The sequence below is a fragment of the Burkholderia sp. SJZ089 genome (assembly GCF_007828315.1).
GTDB classification, from domain to species: domain Bacteria; phylum Pseudomonadota; class Gammaproteobacteria; order Burkholderiales; family Burkholderiaceae; genus Burkholderia; species Burkholderia gladioli.
The window spans coordinates 206,813-221,036 of record NZ_VIUM01000009.1 but is presented as its reverse complement, the minus strand read 5'-3'; the positions used below and the strand labels follow the sequence as shown (position 1 = coordinate 221,036).

At 69.7% G+C, this 14,224-nt stretch carries 8 protein-coding genes and 1 pseudogene; 7 read left to right on the top strand and 2 right to left on the bottom strand.

What is annotated here, in order from left to right:
- Positions 1-460: 460 nt before the first annotated feature.
- The 5 genes and pseudogenes from FB600_RS37755 to FB600_RS18775 all read left to right on the top strand — a co-directional run.
- Positions 461-820 (top strand): annotated as a pseudogene (locus tag FB600_RS37755) (hypothetical protein); the annotation flags it as partial.
- A 426-nt stretch (positions 821-1,246) separates the two neighbouring features.
- Positions 1,247-1,951, top strand: a complete 705-nt coding sequence (locus tag FB600_RS18790) for a response regulator transcription factor (protein WP_013697723.1) — start codon at positions 1,247-1,249, stop codon at positions 1,949-1,951.
- 131 nt (positions 1,952-2,082) lie between these two features.
- On the top strand, positions 2,083-3,363 hold the full coding sequence (locus FB600_RS18785; RefSeq protein WP_227743054.1) for a FecR domain-containing protein: 1,281 nt from the start codon (positions 2,083-2,085) through the stop codon (positions 3,361-3,363).
- Between the two features lie 9 nt (positions 3,364-3,372).
- On the top strand, positions 3,373-5,892 hold the full coding sequence (locus tag FB600_RS18780; RefSeq protein ID WP_145757188.1) for a CHASE2 domain-containing protein: 2,520 nt from the start codon (positions 3,373-3,375) through the stop codon (positions 5,890-5,892).
- 89 nt (positions 5,893-5,981) lie between these two features.
- A complete protein-coding gene (locus FB600_RS18775) occupies positions 5,982-6,638 on the top strand; it encodes a DUF4136 domain-containing protein (protein ID WP_096749180.1) in 657 nt (218 codons plus the stop codon).
- 102 nt (positions 6,639-6,740) lie between these two features.
- Here FB600_RS18775 and galU read toward each other — a convergent pair whose 3' ends face one another.
- On the bottom strand, positions 6,741-7,622 hold the full coding sequence (galU, locus tag FB600_RS18770; protein WP_013697727.1) for a UTP--glucose-1-phosphate uridylyltransferase GalU: 882 nt from the start codon (positions 7,620-7,622) through the stop codon (positions 6,741-6,743).
- A 132-nt stretch (positions 7,623-7,754) separates the two neighbouring features.
- Positions 7,755-10,622 (bottom strand): valine--tRNA ligase, encoded by a 2,868-nt coding sequence (locus FB600_RS18765; RefSeq protein WP_145757189.1) that lies wholly within the window; start codon positions 10,620-10,622, stop codon positions 7,755-7,757.
- Positions 10,623-10,964: 342 nt separating this feature from the next.
- On the opposite strand from FB600_RS18765, the gene FB600_RS18760 reads away from it, so the two are divergent.
- Together FB600_RS18760 and FB600_RS18755 are read left to right on the top strand one after the other, a co-directional pair.
- On the top strand, positions 10,965-13,334 hold the full coding sequence (locus FB600_RS18760) for a UvrD-helicase domain-containing protein (protein WP_145757190.1): 2,370 nt from the start codon (positions 10,965-10,967) through the stop codon (positions 13,332-13,334).
- Positions 13,331-14,143, top strand: a complete 813-nt coding sequence (locus FB600_RS18755) for a 5'-methylthioadenosine/adenosylhomocysteine nucleosidase (RefSeq protein WP_098181034.1) — start codon at positions 13,331-13,333, stop codon at positions 14,141-14,143. Before FB600_RS18760 ends, FB600_RS18755 begins: the two co-directional genes overlap by 4 nt.
- Positions 14,144-14,224 lie beyond the last annotated feature (81 nt).

Here is a 14,224-nt window from a genome sequence, read left to right as displayed (position 1 = left end):
ACGACAAATCGACACAGCAGGCGAGCGGCTTTATCGGCAGGATCCCGATCCGGCCGCCGACGGTTTTCAAAAACGCAGGCCGCGCCCAGGCTCGCCGATTTCACCTTTCCTCACCTCGACGAATTGACGATTGGCGAGCCCGGCTTGACGATTCGCGCTGAAACAAAATGCCTGATGCCCGCCCGGATGTCGCGCCGGGCACGCGATCACGGCCGGCGCGGCGAGGTGGAAAATCGGCCGAAATGCCTAAAAAGCAGGCAATATTCGAGGCATCTTCAAAGAATCGAATCGAATCACCGGGTTTTTATCATCGATTATTTACGATCTGACAATTCTTAAACGACAGTCGCACGGGTGCTCCTTATACTGCGCTGCAACGGCAGGCGTGCGCATTTTGTCGCGGGGAGGTATCGTATTTCGCCGCGACGCGAATGGGCATCGGCCGCACCAGGGAGAAATCATGTTCTTGAGGCCCGGAACGGTCCGGATACCGTTCGCGTCGCGCGGCAGGGCACGCGAGCGCGCGCGGGCGATGCAGCGCGTCGAGCTCGACCCGGCTCACGATCCTCACGCGCGCGCCGCGCTCGAAGCCTATGCGGATGCCTGCGCGGCCGACATGCCGTGGCTGGCCGAATGGCTGCGCGACACGCTCGGCACGCCGCAGGCGGAGCTCACGCGCTGCGCGCCGACCCTCGCGCGGGTGTTCGACCTGGCGCAGGCCTGGGCCGCCGAGCAGCCCGACTATGCGCGCACCGCATGGGAGCATGTGCGCGGGCAATTGCATGCCGCGCTCGCGCGGCAGGTGCAGGACGAGGCCGGCGACGATGCCGGTCGCGGCGACGGCCGGCAGGACGGCGGCCGCCGCGCGGCGGCGCAAACCGGCGCCGAGCCGGAATCCGGTCCGGACGCCGGGCCGAAATCGCGGGACCCGCAGGATGCGGGCTCGCCCTCCGGCGGCGACAAGGCGCGGCGCCTGTCGCCCGGATCGATCTGAAAGACGTTCGCCCGGCCGTTCGACGGTCGGGCGGCGGCGGTTGCGGCGGGTGCCGATGCCAGCCCCGCTCGCGGTCCCTTGGGTAGTAGGCGACCCGATTTTGAGAAAAGCGGCGCTCCGGACACAATAGCGTCCGGAGCGCCGCCAGCGCGGTGATGCCTGCCGGCCCGAGGCCACGGGCCGGCACCGGGCACACGCGATCGGGCGTGGAACGCGGGACGGCTTCCTGCCGTCGCCGCATTGCGGGGTGTTATGAGAATTGCTGTATTGGACGACGACGAGGCGCAGACGGACTTCGTCAGCCAGACGCTGACGGCGGTCGGTCACACGTGTTATGCGTTCAGCGAAGGCAAGGTGCTCAAGAAGCGCCTGCAGCGCGAGACCTTCGACCTGCTGGTGCTCGACTGGAACGTGCCCGACCTGTCGGGCGAAGAGTTGATGAAGTGGGTGCGCGAGAACCAGACCGAACATCGCCTGCCGATCATCTTCATGACCAGCCGCGACGACGAGGCCGGCATCACCGAGATCCTCAACGCGGGCGCCGACGACTACGTGGTCAAGCCGGTATCGGCACCGATCCTGCGCGCGCGCATCGGCTCGCTGCTGCGCCGCGCCTATCCCGCCAACACCGATTCGGTGATGCGTGAATTCGACAGCTACCGCTTCGACACCAACCTGAAGCAGGCCTTCGTCGGCGACCAGGCGGTCAGTCTCACGCAGAAGGAATTCGATCTCGCGCTGCTGCTGTTCCAGCACGTCGACCAGCCGCTGTCTCGCGCGCACATCCTCGACCTGGTCTGGAAGCAGGCGACCGACATCCCCTCGCGGACCATGGACACGCATATCTCGATGCTGCGCACCAAGCTCGCGCTGCGGCCCGAGAACGGCTACCGGCTCGCGCCGATCTACGGCTACGGCTATCGCCTCGAGCGGCTGCCGCAAGGGGCCGCCGAGTGAGCGCCGCGCCGGGTTACCCGCGCGGCCTGCGCCGCGCGATCGCGGCCGCCTGCCTGGCGCTCGCCGCGGGCGGTTGGGTCGGCACGGGCAGCGCCTGGGCGCAGGCCGCCTCGGCCCCCTCGCTGGCGAGCATGACTCGGCCCTCGTCGGAACGCGTCGCGGGCGGCATCGTCACCTATGTGACGCGCGACGGCGACTCGCTCTACGAGATTTCGCGGCAGTACCTGCAGGGCGCCGACGACTGGCGCCTGGTGGCGAAGATGAACGGCGTGCCGGCGCCCAAGCGCCTGCAGCGCGGCATCGAGATCCGCCTGCCGGCCGCGCGCCTGCGCAAGGAGCCGCTCACCGCGCGCGTGGTCGCCAGCCACGGCACGGTCGAGCGCGCCGGGCGCGACGCCGCGTTCGTGGCGCTCACGCCGAATGCCACGCTCGGCGAGGGCGATCGCCTGCGCACCGGCAGCGACGGCTTCGTCACGCTGGAGCTGGCCGACGGCACGCACCTGAGCCTGCCGCCGGGCAGCCAGATCGACGTGGCCGCGCTGCGCCGCACCGTGCTGACCGGCACCCTGGAGCGCGTGATCGACCTCAGGCGCGGCTCGGTCGACAGCGACGTGAGCCACATGAAGAAGCCGGACGACCGCTTCCAGATCCGCTCGCCCTCGGTGGTGGCCGGCGTGCGCGGCACCCGCTTTCGCGTCAACTACGATGCCGACGGGCAGGCGCTGACGCGCGTCGAGGTGCTGGACGGCACGGTCGGCGTCGCGCCGGGGCGTAGCCGCGCCGACGCGACCCTGGTGCAGGCCAACTTCGGCAGCGTGGCGGGCGCCGACGGGCAGGTGGGCGCGCCGGTGCCGTTGCTGGCGCCGCCGAGCCTGGTCAAGCCGGGCCGCGTGCAGGACGAGGCGCAGGTGAGCTTCGAGCTGGTGCCGCAGGAGGGCGCGCGCAGTTGGCATGTGGAACTCGCCAGCGATGCGGGCTTCCTCGACCTGATCCGCGAGGCGCGAGTCGACACGCCGCGCGCGAGCTTCGATGCGCTGCCCGACGACAGCTATTTCGTGCGCATCGCCGCGATCGACGCGAACGGCCTGGAAGGCCAGCCGCGCACCTACGGCTTCGAGCGCCGCCGCTTCGGCCTGCGCAGCGAAGCCGGGCCGGCCGCGGGCGGTTACGCGTTCCGCTGGATGCCGAGCGGCGCGCAGGGCGAGGCGGCCACGCATTACCGCTTCGTGCTGTCGGCCGCGCGCGACCTGTCGAACCCGATCGTCGACCAGCCGGGCCTGACCGACACGCGGCTGGTGCTCTCGCACCTGCCGCCCGGCGACTACTACTGGCGCGTGATCGCCGAGCAGTTCTCGAACGGCCGGTTCTACGACAAGGCGGGCGCCGTCAACAGCTTCACGCTCGCGCGCTGACGCCCGCCGATGAAGCCTGAATCCGGCTCCCGGCGGCGCCAGCCACTCGGCCGGCGCTTCCTGGTCGAGTGGCTCGCGATCGGCTGCCTGGGCGTGGCGGCGATCTGCGCCGGCGTGTTCTGGCAGGCCACCTCGAGCGTCGATCGCCTGATCTACGATCATCTGCTCGGCGCGCGCCATCTGGCGCTCGATCCCGACATCGTGGTGGTGCAGATCGACAACGCCAGCGTCGACCGGCTCGGCCGCTGGCCCTGGCCGCGCAGCGTCCATGCGCGCCTGCTCGACGAGCTGGCGCGCGCGCGGCCGGCCGCGGTGGTCTACGACGTGCTGTTCATCGAAGCTTCCCCCGACGATGCCGAACTCGGCCAGGCGCTCGCCCGCGTGCCCGCCTGGCTGCCGGTGCTGCTGAGCCCCGAGGCCGCCGACGGCACGCGCGAGGTGAGCCCGCCCGTGCCCGAGCTGGCCGCGCGGCTGGCGGGTACCGGCCATATCAATTTCGAGGTCGATCCGGACGGCATCGTGCGCAGCGTGGCGCTTGCCGAAAGCGACGGCCGGCGCGACTGGCCGCAACTGATGCTGTCGGTGGCGCGCGCGCTGGATGCGCCGGCGGGCGGGGCAGGGCAGGACGCGGTCGACGCGGCCTCGACGGCATCGTCGATCGCCGCCTCGACCGCTTCGACTTCAGCCTCCGCCGCCTCGACTTCCCCGCCCGCCGCAGCGCCGGCCGCCTCCGCTCCCGCCTCCGCCTCGGCGGCTGCGTCGCGCCTGGTGAAGGCGGCCTTGCCCGCGCCCGGGCGCTACCTGATCCCGTTCAGCCGCTCGACGCTCGACTACCCGGCCTATTCGCTGTCCGACGTGCTGGCCGGCAAGGTGCCCGAGGCGGCGCTGCGCGGCAAGATCGTGGTGGTCGGGGTGACCGCCGCGGGGCTCTACGATCGCTTCGCCACGCCGATCTCGGGCGACTTCGGCACCCTGCCGGGCGTCTACCTGCATGCCAGCGTGCTCGACATGCTGCTGACCGGCCGCGCCATCACGCTGGCCTCGCCGGGCTGGCTGCTGCTCGCCTCGCTGCCGCTGCTGGCCGCGCTGCTGGCCGGCATCCTGCTGCTCTCGCCGCTGCGCGCGCTGCTGCTGGCGGCCTCGCTGACCGTGCTGGCGGTGGCCGGCAGCGCCGCGCTGCTGTTCGGCGGGCGCTGCTGGGGTTCGCCCGCGCCCGCCATCCTCGGCCTGATCGTGGTCTACCTGCTGTGGAACTGGCGGCGTCTGGAGATGACCATGACCTACCTGCGCGGCGAGCTCGAGCGGCTCGCCGCCGAGCCGCACCTGCTGCCCGAGGCGCCGCGCGATCCGGCCCAGCGCGCCGAGTTCGGCGGCGACGTGCTGGAGCGGCAGATGAACCTGATGGCGCAGGCCGCGCGCCGCGTGCAGGACATGAAGCGCTTCGTGTGGGACAGCCTGGACAGCATGCCCGAGCCGATCTTCGTGACCGACGTGAAGGGCACGGTGCTGATCGCCAACCACGCGGCCAAGCGCTATTGCGCGCGGGTCGGCGTCAACGCGCCGGAGGGGCGCTCGCTGCAGGGGGCGCTCGGCGCGCTCGAATTCGTCAAGACGGTGGCGCATCCCGAGCGCGAGCCGGAGCTGCGCGCGGCCTGGCCGGCCGCGCTCGATCCGACCCGCGGCGAGGCGCCGGCGCTGCTGATCAGCGGCCTGGAAGTGCGCGATGCCGACGGCCTCGACCATCTGCTACGCTACGCGCCGTGCACCAATGCCGAGGGCCGCGCGATCGGCTGGATCGCGGGCCTGGTCGACGTCACGGCGCTGCACGCGGCGGAGCGCCAGCGCGAGGAGGCGCTGCACCTGCTGTCGCACGACATGCGCTCGCCGCAGGCCTCGATCCTCGCGCTGGTGCAGATCGAGCGCCAGCGCGGCGATGCCTCGGCGCCGCAGCGCGAGCTGTTCGGCCGCATCGAGCGGCACGCGCAGCGCGCGCTGACGCTGGCCGACGAATTCGTCCAGCTCGCGCGCGCCGAATCGCAGACCTACCGGATCGACACGGCCAGCTTCGCCGACCTGCTGATCGACGCCAGCGACGAGGTCTGGCCGCAGGCGCAGGCCAAGCGCATCCGCATCGACACGGCGCTCGACGGCGAGCCCTACTGGATCGGCGCGGATCGCTCGCTGATGGCGCGCGCGCTGGTGAACCTGCTGAACAACGCGGTCAAGTACAGCCCGGCCGATACGCTGATCAGCTGCAGCTTCGCCACCGAGGAGGGACCGCCGCGCGTGACCTGCACGATCCGCGACCAGGGTTACGGGATCGCGCCCGAGGACCAGGCGCATCTGTTCGAGCGGTTCCGGCGCTTCCATGCCGGCGAGCGCCCCGAGGTGAGCGGCACCGGGCTCGGCATGGTGTTCGTGAAGACCGTGGTGACGCGGCATGGCGGCAGCATCGCGGTGGACAGCGCGGTCGGCGTCGGCACCGCGATCTCGATCACGCTGCCGCGCCTGGACGAGCCCGCGGCCTGAGCGGGACCCTATCAATCGCAGTCGCGCGCGCTCGTGCCTGGCACGCGGGACTGAATTCGCCGGACAACGGCATGCTGGGGAGAGTTCTCATGAAGACGATCGGGACAGGGGCCGCCGTCGCCCTCGCGCTGGCGCTGCTGGGCGGTTGCGCGGCGCCGACCACGGGCGTGAGTGTCGCGGGCCGGGCAGCCGGCTTCGGCGCGGATGCCCGGAACTACGCGTTCGCGCGTACCGAGACGCAGGACGGCGACGGCCAGGACGACGACGCGACGCGGCAATACCGGCGCGTCGAATCGCTGGTGCGCGACGAGCTGGCCCGGCAGGGTTATCACGAGCAGCCGGACGGCGCGCCCTACCGGCTGGCGATCGCCTATGCCACCCAGCCGGGCGCGCTCGCGCTCGGCGCGGGCGCCGCGTCGGGCGCTTCCGGCACGCCGGGCGCCGCGTCGCCGGGCGTGCGCGTGGACGGCTCCGCGCCGCTCGCCTTGCCGTTCGCGGGGCCGGTCTACCGGCACCTGCTGACGCTGCGTTTCGTCGACTCGCGCAACGGCGAGACGGCCTACCAGGTCACGGCATCCTCGCGCGACCGGCAGGCCGATCCGCTCGCGGCGATGCCGAACCTGGTGCGCAGCGCGCTGGCGAAGCTGCCTTACCAAGGCGGCACCGGCTGGCTGGTGCGGACCCGGCCGGATGCGGCGGGCGGCATGCCGGGGGTGGTATCGGTGAAACCCGCCGAACCGAAGTAGCCAGGGCACCCGGCCGCGCGCCGGCACAGCAAAAAGCGCCGCATGAAGCGGCGCTTTTTGGATTCCCGCCGGTGGAGCGGGCAGGGCGCGAGCCCCGATTGATTACACCGACTGCGAGGTGCCGCGTTCGCGCAGATACTGCTCGAACTCGTCGCGCACTTCCGGGTGGCGCAGCGCGAACTCGACGGTCGCCTTCAGGTAGCCGAGCTTGCTGCCGCAGTCGAAGCGCGTGCCTTCGTACTTGTAGGCCAGCACCTGTTCGTCGGCCAGCAGGGCCTGGATCGCGTCGGTCAGCTGGATCTCGCCGCCGGCGCCGGGCTTGATCGCGCGCAGGTGCTCGAAGATGCGGGGCTTCAGGATGTAGCGGCCGACCACGCCGAGGTTCGAGGGCGCATCCTCGGGCGCCGGTTTCTCGACGATGCCCGACAGCTTGACGATCGACTCCTCCCACTCCTTGCCGTCGACGATCCCGTAGGACTTGGTGTCCGAGGCGGGGATCTCCTCCACGCCGATGATCGAGCTGTGGTAGTGGTCGAAGGTATCGACCATCTGCTTCATGACGGGCGGCTGCCCGTCGAGCAGATCGTCGGCGAGGATCACGGCGAAGGGATTGTCGCCGACCAGCTTCTCGGCGCAGAGCACGGCGTGGCCGAGGCCGAGCGCCTCGGGCTGGCGCACGTAGAAGCAGTCGACATTGGCGGGCTTGATGCTGCGCACCAGCTCGAGCAGCTTCTCCTTGCCGCGTGCCTCGAGTTCGGCCTCGACTTCGTAGGACTTGTCGAAGTGATCCTCGATGGCGCGCTTGCTGCGCCCGGTGACGAAGATCATCTCGGTGATGCCGGCCGCGATCGCCTCCTCGACGGCATACTGGATCAAGGGCTTGTCGACGACGGGCAGCATTTCTTTCGGGCTTGCCTTCGTCGCCGGCAGGAAGCGGGTGCCGAGACCGGCAACCGGAAATACCGCCTTAGTGACTTTCAGCATGTGATCGACCTTTCATCCTTGGATTGATTCATTCGTGCCGCCCATGGTGATTGGGCTGGCACGGTCCGTGCAAGCGAGCTTACCCTTTGTTACGCCGGCCATTGCGCCTGCAAATGGCCGGAAAACGTCCTCTTATGCCGGCAAACGGGCCAACTGCGCGGCCAGCTTGTCGAGCGTGCCGCGGAATTCGGCGATCCGCTTCTGCTCCTGTTCGACCACCGCCGGCGGGGCCTTGGCCACGAAGGCCTCGTTGCCGAGCTTGGCCTCGCACTTGCGGATCTCGTTCTCGAGCCGCGCGACTTCCTTCGACAGGCGCTCGCGTTCGGCTTTCACGTCGATCTCGACCTTCAGCACCAGCTTGTTGGCGCCGACGATGGCGATCGGCGCGCCCTGCGCCTCGCTGTCGAGCGCGGCCTCGTCGGCCACGATGGTGACGTCCGACAGGCGCGCCAGCGCCTTCAGGTAGGGCGCGAAGCTGGTGAGGCGCTCCAGTTCGCCGGTGGCCAGCAGCGGCACGCGGGTGGCCGGCGACAGGTTCATCTCGCCGCGCAGGTTGCGGCAGGCGTCGACCACCGCCTTCAGCTCGAGCGCCCATTGCTCGGATGGCTCGTCGAGCTTGGCGAGGTCCGCCACCGGGTAGGCCTGCACCATCAGCGAGGCCTCGCCCTCGGCCGCGCCGGCCGGGTAGCGGCCCGCCAGCGGCGCGACCTTCTGCCAGAGCGCCTCGGTGATGAACGGGATCACCGGGTGCGCCAGGCGCAGCACCGTCTCCAGCACGCGCAGCAGGGTGCGCCGCGTGGCGCGCTGCTGCTCGGGCGTGCCGTTCTGGATCTGCACCTTGGCCAGCTCGACGTACCAGTCGCAGTACTCGTCCCAGACGAACTTGTAGATGCTGTTGGCGATGTTGTCGAAGCGGTAGTCGTCGAAGCCCTTGGCGATGTCGGCTTCCACGCGTTGCAGCAGCGAGACGATCCAGCGGTCGGCCGCCGAGAAGTCCAGGTAGCCGCCGGGGCCGCAGTCGCCGGCGCCGCAAGGCTCCGGCTTGGCGGTGCCGCAATCGTGGCCCTCGCAGTTCATCAGCACGAAGCGCGTGGCGTTCCAGAGCTTGTTGCAGAAGTTGCGGTAGCCCTCGCAGCGCGCCAGGTCGAAGTTGACGTTGCGCCCGAGCGTGGCCATCGAGGCCATCGTGAAGCGCAGCGCGTCGGTGCCGAAGGCGGGGATGCCGTCGGCGAATTCCTTGCGCGTCTTCTTCTCGATCGAGGCCGCCTGCTTCGGGTTCATCAGGCCCGTGGTGCGCTTGGCGACCAGCTCCTCCAGGCCGATGCCGTCGATGATGTCGATCGGGTCGAGCGTGTTGCCCTTGCTCTTCGACATCTTCTGGCCTTCCGCGTCACGCACCAGCCCATGCATGTAGACGGTGTGGAACGGCACCTTGCCGGTGAAATGCGTCGTCATCATGACCATCCGGGCGACCCAGAAGAAAATGATGTCGAAGCCGCTGACCAGCACCGAGGAGGGCAGGAAGTGCTTCAGCTCGGGCGTCTCGCTGGGCCAGCCGAGCGAGGAGAACGGCACGAGCGCCGAGGAGAACCAGGTGTCGAGCACGTCCTCGTCGCGCTTGAGCGCGCCGGCGTAGCCGGCCGCGTCGGCCTTGGCGCGCGCGCCGGCCTCGTCGCGGGCGACGAAGATCTCGCCGTTCTCGCCGTACCAGGCCGGGATCTGGTGGCCCCACCAGAGCTGGCGCGAGATGCACCAGTCCTGGATGTTTTCCAGCCACTGGTAGTAGGTGGTGGTCCAGTTCTCCGGCACGAACTTGATCTGGCCGTCGCGCACCACCTCGAGCGACACCTCGGTGATCGACTTGCCCGGGTTGAAGCTGCCTTCCGGCGCCGGCTTGGTCATCGCCACGAACCACTGGTCGGTCAGCATCGGCTCGATCACCACGCCGGTGCGGTCACCGCGCGGCACCATCAGCTTGTGCGGCTTGACCGAGTCGAGCGCGCCGGCCGCTTCCAGGTCGGCCACCACGCGCTTGCGCGCCTCGAAGCGGTCCAGGCCGCGATAGGCCTCGGGGGCGTTGTCGTTGATCTTCGCGTCGAGCGTGAGGATCTCGATCTGCGGCAACTGGTGGCGCTGGCCGACCTGGTAGTCGTTGAGGTCGTGCGCGGGTGTGACCTTGACCACGCCGGTGCCGAACTCGCGATCGACGTAGTCGTCGGCGATGATCGGGATCTCGCGGTTCGACAGCGGCAGGCGCACCGACTGGCCGATCAGGTGGCGGTAGCGCTCGTCTTCCGGGTGCACCATCACGGCGACGTCGCCGAGCATGGTTTCCGGGCGCGTGGTGGCCACCGTCAGGTGGCCCTCGCCCGAGACCAGCGGGTAGTTGATGTGCCAGAGGCTGCCGTCCTCTTCCTCGCTCACCACCTCCAGGTCGGAGACGGCCGTCATCAGCACCGGGTCCCAGTTGACCAGGCGCTTGCCGCGATAGATCAGGCCCTGCTCGTAGAGCTGCACGAACACCTCGCGCACCACGCTCGAGAGCTTGTCGTCCATCGTGAAGTATTCGCGGCTCCAGTCGGTGGAGGCGCCGAGCCGGCGCACCTGGCCGGTGATCGTCGAGCCCGATTTCTCCTTCCACTCCCAGACGCGCTCGACGAACTTCTCGCGGCCCAGGTCGTGGCGCGAGATCTTCTGCGCGTCGAGCTGGCGCTCCACCACGATCTGCGTGGCGATGCCGGCGTGGTCGGTGCCGGGCACCCACAGCGTGTTGTCGCCGCGCATGCGGTGGTAGCGCGTCAGGCCGTCCATGATGGTCTGGTTGAACGCGTGCCCCATGTGCAGCGTGCCGGTGACGTTCGGCGGCGGGAGCTGGATCGCGAAATCCGGCTTGGCCGGATCGATCTTCGGGGCGGCGTAGCCGCGCTTTTCCCACTCCGGCCCCCAATGGGATTCGATGGTCTGGGGCTCGAAACTCTTCGCCAGCGTGCTGTCGCTCATGGTCGGAAATGCCTGAAAGAATGCGTGATTGATGCGGAAACCGGCAATTATAAATGGATGCGCATCGCGCCGGGGCCGGCGCGGCGTCGGGCCGGGCGCGCGCGGCGGTGGCGGGGCGGGTCGAGGGGCCTGCTTGCGGGGGCGATCGCGGGGTCGATTGCGAGGTCGCGCCGGGCCCGGGTCGTGCCTGGATGGTGCCTGGCTCGTGCCCGGATCAGGCGCGGCCCGGCGGCCCGCGAACCGCTCGCGGCGGCGGCCCGATCGTGCCGGCGCGACCGTTCTATAATGGCGGTCCTGGCGCTTCACCTCCCTTCTTCCGTCCCGCTCGATACCCGCTTCTTCATGCCCGATCTGCTCGCCAACCTGAACCCTGAACAATACGCTGCCGTCACGCTGCCGAACGAGCCGGCGCTGATCCTCGCCGGTGCGGGCAGCGGCAAGACGCGCGTGCTGATCACGCGGATCGCCTGGCTGATCCAGCAGGGTTTTGCCTCGCCGCCCACCGTGCTGGCCGTGACCTTCACCAACAAGGCCGCGCGCGAGATGCTCTCGCGCCTGTCGGCGATGATGCCGATCGACACGCGCGGCATGTGGATCGGCACCTTCCACGGCCTCTGCAACCGCATGCTGCGCGCGCACTATCGCGACGCCGGCCTGCCGCAGACCTTCCAGATCCTCGACACGGCCGACCAGCTCTCGGCGATCAAGCGCCTGATGAAGGCCTCGAACATCGACGACGAGAAGTACCCGCCGAAGAACGTCCAGTACTTCATCAACAATGCCAAGGAGCAAGGCCTGCGCCCGGACAAGGTGGACGCCACCGACAACTTCAACCGGATGTTCGTCGAGCTCTACCAGGCCTACGACCAGCAATGCCAGCGCGAGGGCGTGGTCGACTTCCCCGAGCTGCTGCTGCGCTGCTACGAGCTGCTGAGCCTGAATGCGCCGCTGCGCGCGCATTACCAGGCGCGCTTCCGGCACATCCTGGTCGACGAGTTCCAGGATACGAACAAGCTGCAGTACGCCTGGCTCAAGCTGCTGGCGGGCGGCCAGAACGCGATCTTCGCGGTGGGCGACGACGACCAGTCGATCTACGCCTTCCGCGGCGCGAACGTCGGCAACATGCGCGACTTCGAGGACGAGTTCCGGGTGCGCAACCTGATCAAGCTGGAGCAGAACTACCGCTCGCACGGCAACATCCTCGACGCGGCCAACCACCTGATCTCGCACAATTCGCATCGGCTCGGCAAGAACCTGCGTACCGACGCGGGGCACGGCGAGCCGGTGCGCGTCTACGAGGCGGCCACCGATTCGCAGGAGGCGGGCTGGATCGTCGAGGAGATCCGCTCGCTGATCAACGGCGGCATGGCGCGCAGCGAGGTGGCGGTGCTCTATCGCAGCAACGCGCAGTCGCGCGCGATCGAGCACACCCTGATGACGGCCGGGATTCCCTATCGCGTCTATGGCGGCCTGCGCTTCTTCGAGCGCCAGGAAATCAAGCACGCGCTGGCCTACCTGCGCCTGATCGACAATCCGAGCGACGACACCGCCTTCGCGCGGGTGGTCAACTTCCCCACGCGCGGGATCGGCGCGCGCTCGATCGAGCAGTTGGCCGACGCGGCGCGCCTCTACAACTGCGCGATGGCGGCGGCGATTCCCTACGTGACGGGCAAGGCCGGCACCAGCCTGGGCACCTTCGCCAACCTGATCGCGAAGATGCGCGCCGAGACCGCGCAGATGAGCCTGCCGGAAACCGTCGAATACGTGGTGCGCGCCAGCGGCCTGGCCGATTTCTACCAGGGCGAGCGCGAAGGGCAGGACCGCCTGGAGAACCTGCAGGAACTGGTCAACGCGGCCACCGCCTTCGTCAGCGAGGAAGGCTACGGGCTCGATACGCCGGCGCGCTCGATCCCGCTGCGCCCCGGCGCGATCGCGGCGCCCGAGATCACGCTGGACGGCGGCGCCGATGAGGTGCTGGCGCCGGCCGAGCTGGGCGACCCGGCCCAGAACCCCGACACCATGACGCCGCTGGCGGGCTTCCTCTCGCATGCCTCGCTGGAGGCCGGCGACAATCAGGCCCAGGCCGGCCAGGATGCCGTGCAGCTGATGACGGTGCACGCCGCCAAGGGGCTCGAATTCGCGGCGGTGTTCATCACCGGGCTGGAAGAGGGCCTGTTCCCGCACGAGAACAGCGCGCTCGAATCGGACGGCCTGGAGGAGGAGCGCCGGCTGATGTACGTGGCGATCACGCGCGCCAAGGAGCGGCTCTACCTGTCCTTCGCGCAGAGCCGGATGCTGCATGGCCAGACGCGCTACAACATCCGCTCGCGCTTCTTCGACGAGCTGCCGCAGCAGGTGCTGAAGTGGCTGACGCCGCAGGTCGAGGCCGGCAGCCGCTGGGGCGGCCGTGCCGACAACGCCGGCTGGGGGCGCAACTGGTTCTCGCGGCCCGGCGGCGGCAATGGCGGCGGCTCGCGCGAGAGCGTGGTCGACGCGGCCGTGTCGGCGCCGCTGCCGGCCTTCGCCAACGCGCAGCGCGCGAGCGGCAGCGGTTTCAAGGTCGGCCAGCCGGTGTTCCATACCAAGTTCGGCGAGGGTACGGTGACGGCCCTCGAGGGAGAAGGCACGGACGCGAAGGCCCAGGTCCGTTTCAAGCGACACGGCGAGAAATGGCTGGCGCTGGCGGTGGCAAAACTCCAGGCGGTGGAATGACCATGCAATTCGATAGGAAAAGGCCGCTCGGCATCCTCGCCGCGCTGCCCCAGGAACTCGGCGACCTGCTCGCCGCGATGCAGGCCGAGGGCGCCGTCGAGACGGTCACGCTCGGCCAGCGCGAGTACCACCTCGGCACCGCCCACGGCGTGCCCTGCGTGGTCACGCTGGCGCGGGTGGGCAAGGTGGCGGCGGCCACCACCACCACCGCGCTGATCCACCGCTTCAACGTGCGGGCCGTGGTGTTCGCGGGCGTGGCCGGCGGCGTGGCGCGCGAGATCGCGGTGGGCGACATCGTGGTGGCGCGCGCGCTGATGCAGCACGATCTCGATGCCTCGCCGATCTTCCCGCGCCACGAGGTGCCGCTGCTCGGCATCACCCGCTTCGCGGCCGACGCGGCCTTGTCGGCGGCGCTGCAGGCGGCTTGCGAGGCCTTCGTGGGCGAGCAGGGCGAGGCGCTCAAGGAGCGCTTCCGGCTGCGCGGGGCGCGCGTGCATGCGGGGCTGATCATCAGCGGCGACCGTTTCGTGTCGAGCGAGCCGGAAGTGGTCGCCTTGCGCGAGATGCTGCCCGAGGCGCTGGCCGTCGAGATGGAGGGCGCGGCGCTGGCCCAGGTCTGCCACGAATATGGCGTGCCCTGCGCGGTGGTGCGCACCGTGTCGGACACGGCCGACGATCACGCGACCGCCTCGTTCACCAATTTCCTGACCGAGATCGCCAGCAGCTATTCCTCGGGGATCCTGCAGCGCTTCCTGCTGGCGCTGGCCGGCGAGGCGGCGCCGAGCACGGCGGACGGCGTGCCGGCCTGAGCGACGCGTTTGCCGACGGCATGACAAAACGCCCGGATCGTCACGATCCGGGCGTTTTGTCTTGGGCGAGGCATCGCCCGC

Coding starts and splice junctions, on each gene's coding strand:
- FB600_RS18790 (WP_013697723.1), top strand. CDS start 1,247: ATGAGAATTGCTGTATTGGACGACGACGAGGCGCAGACGGACTTCGTC.
- FB600_RS18785 (WP_227743054.1), top strand. CDS start 2,083: ATGACTCGGCCCTCGTCGGAACGCGTCGCGGGCGGCATCGTCACCTAT.
- FB600_RS18780 (WP_145757188.1), top strand. CDS start 3,373: ATGAAGCCTGAATCCGGCTCCCGGCGGCGCCAGCCACTCGGCCGGCGC.
- FB600_RS18775 (WP_096749180.1), top strand. CDS start 5,982: ATGAAGACGATCGGGACAGGGGCCGCCGTCGCCCTCGCGCTGGCGCTG.
- galU (WP_013697727.1), bottom strand. CDS start 7,622: ATGCTGAAAGTCACTAAGGCGGTATTTCCGGTTGCCGGTCTCGGCACC.
- FB600_RS18765 (WP_145757189.1), bottom strand. CDS start 10,622: ATGAGCGACAGCACGCTGGCGAAGAGTTTCGAGCCCCAGACCATCGAA.
- FB600_RS18760 (WP_145757190.1), top strand. CDS start 10,965: ATGCCCGATCTGCTCGCCAACCTGAACCCTGAACAATACGCTGCCGTC.
- FB600_RS18755 (WP_098181034.1), top strand. CDS start 13,331: ATGACCATGCAATTCGATAGGAAAAGGCCGCTCGGCATCCTCGCCGCG.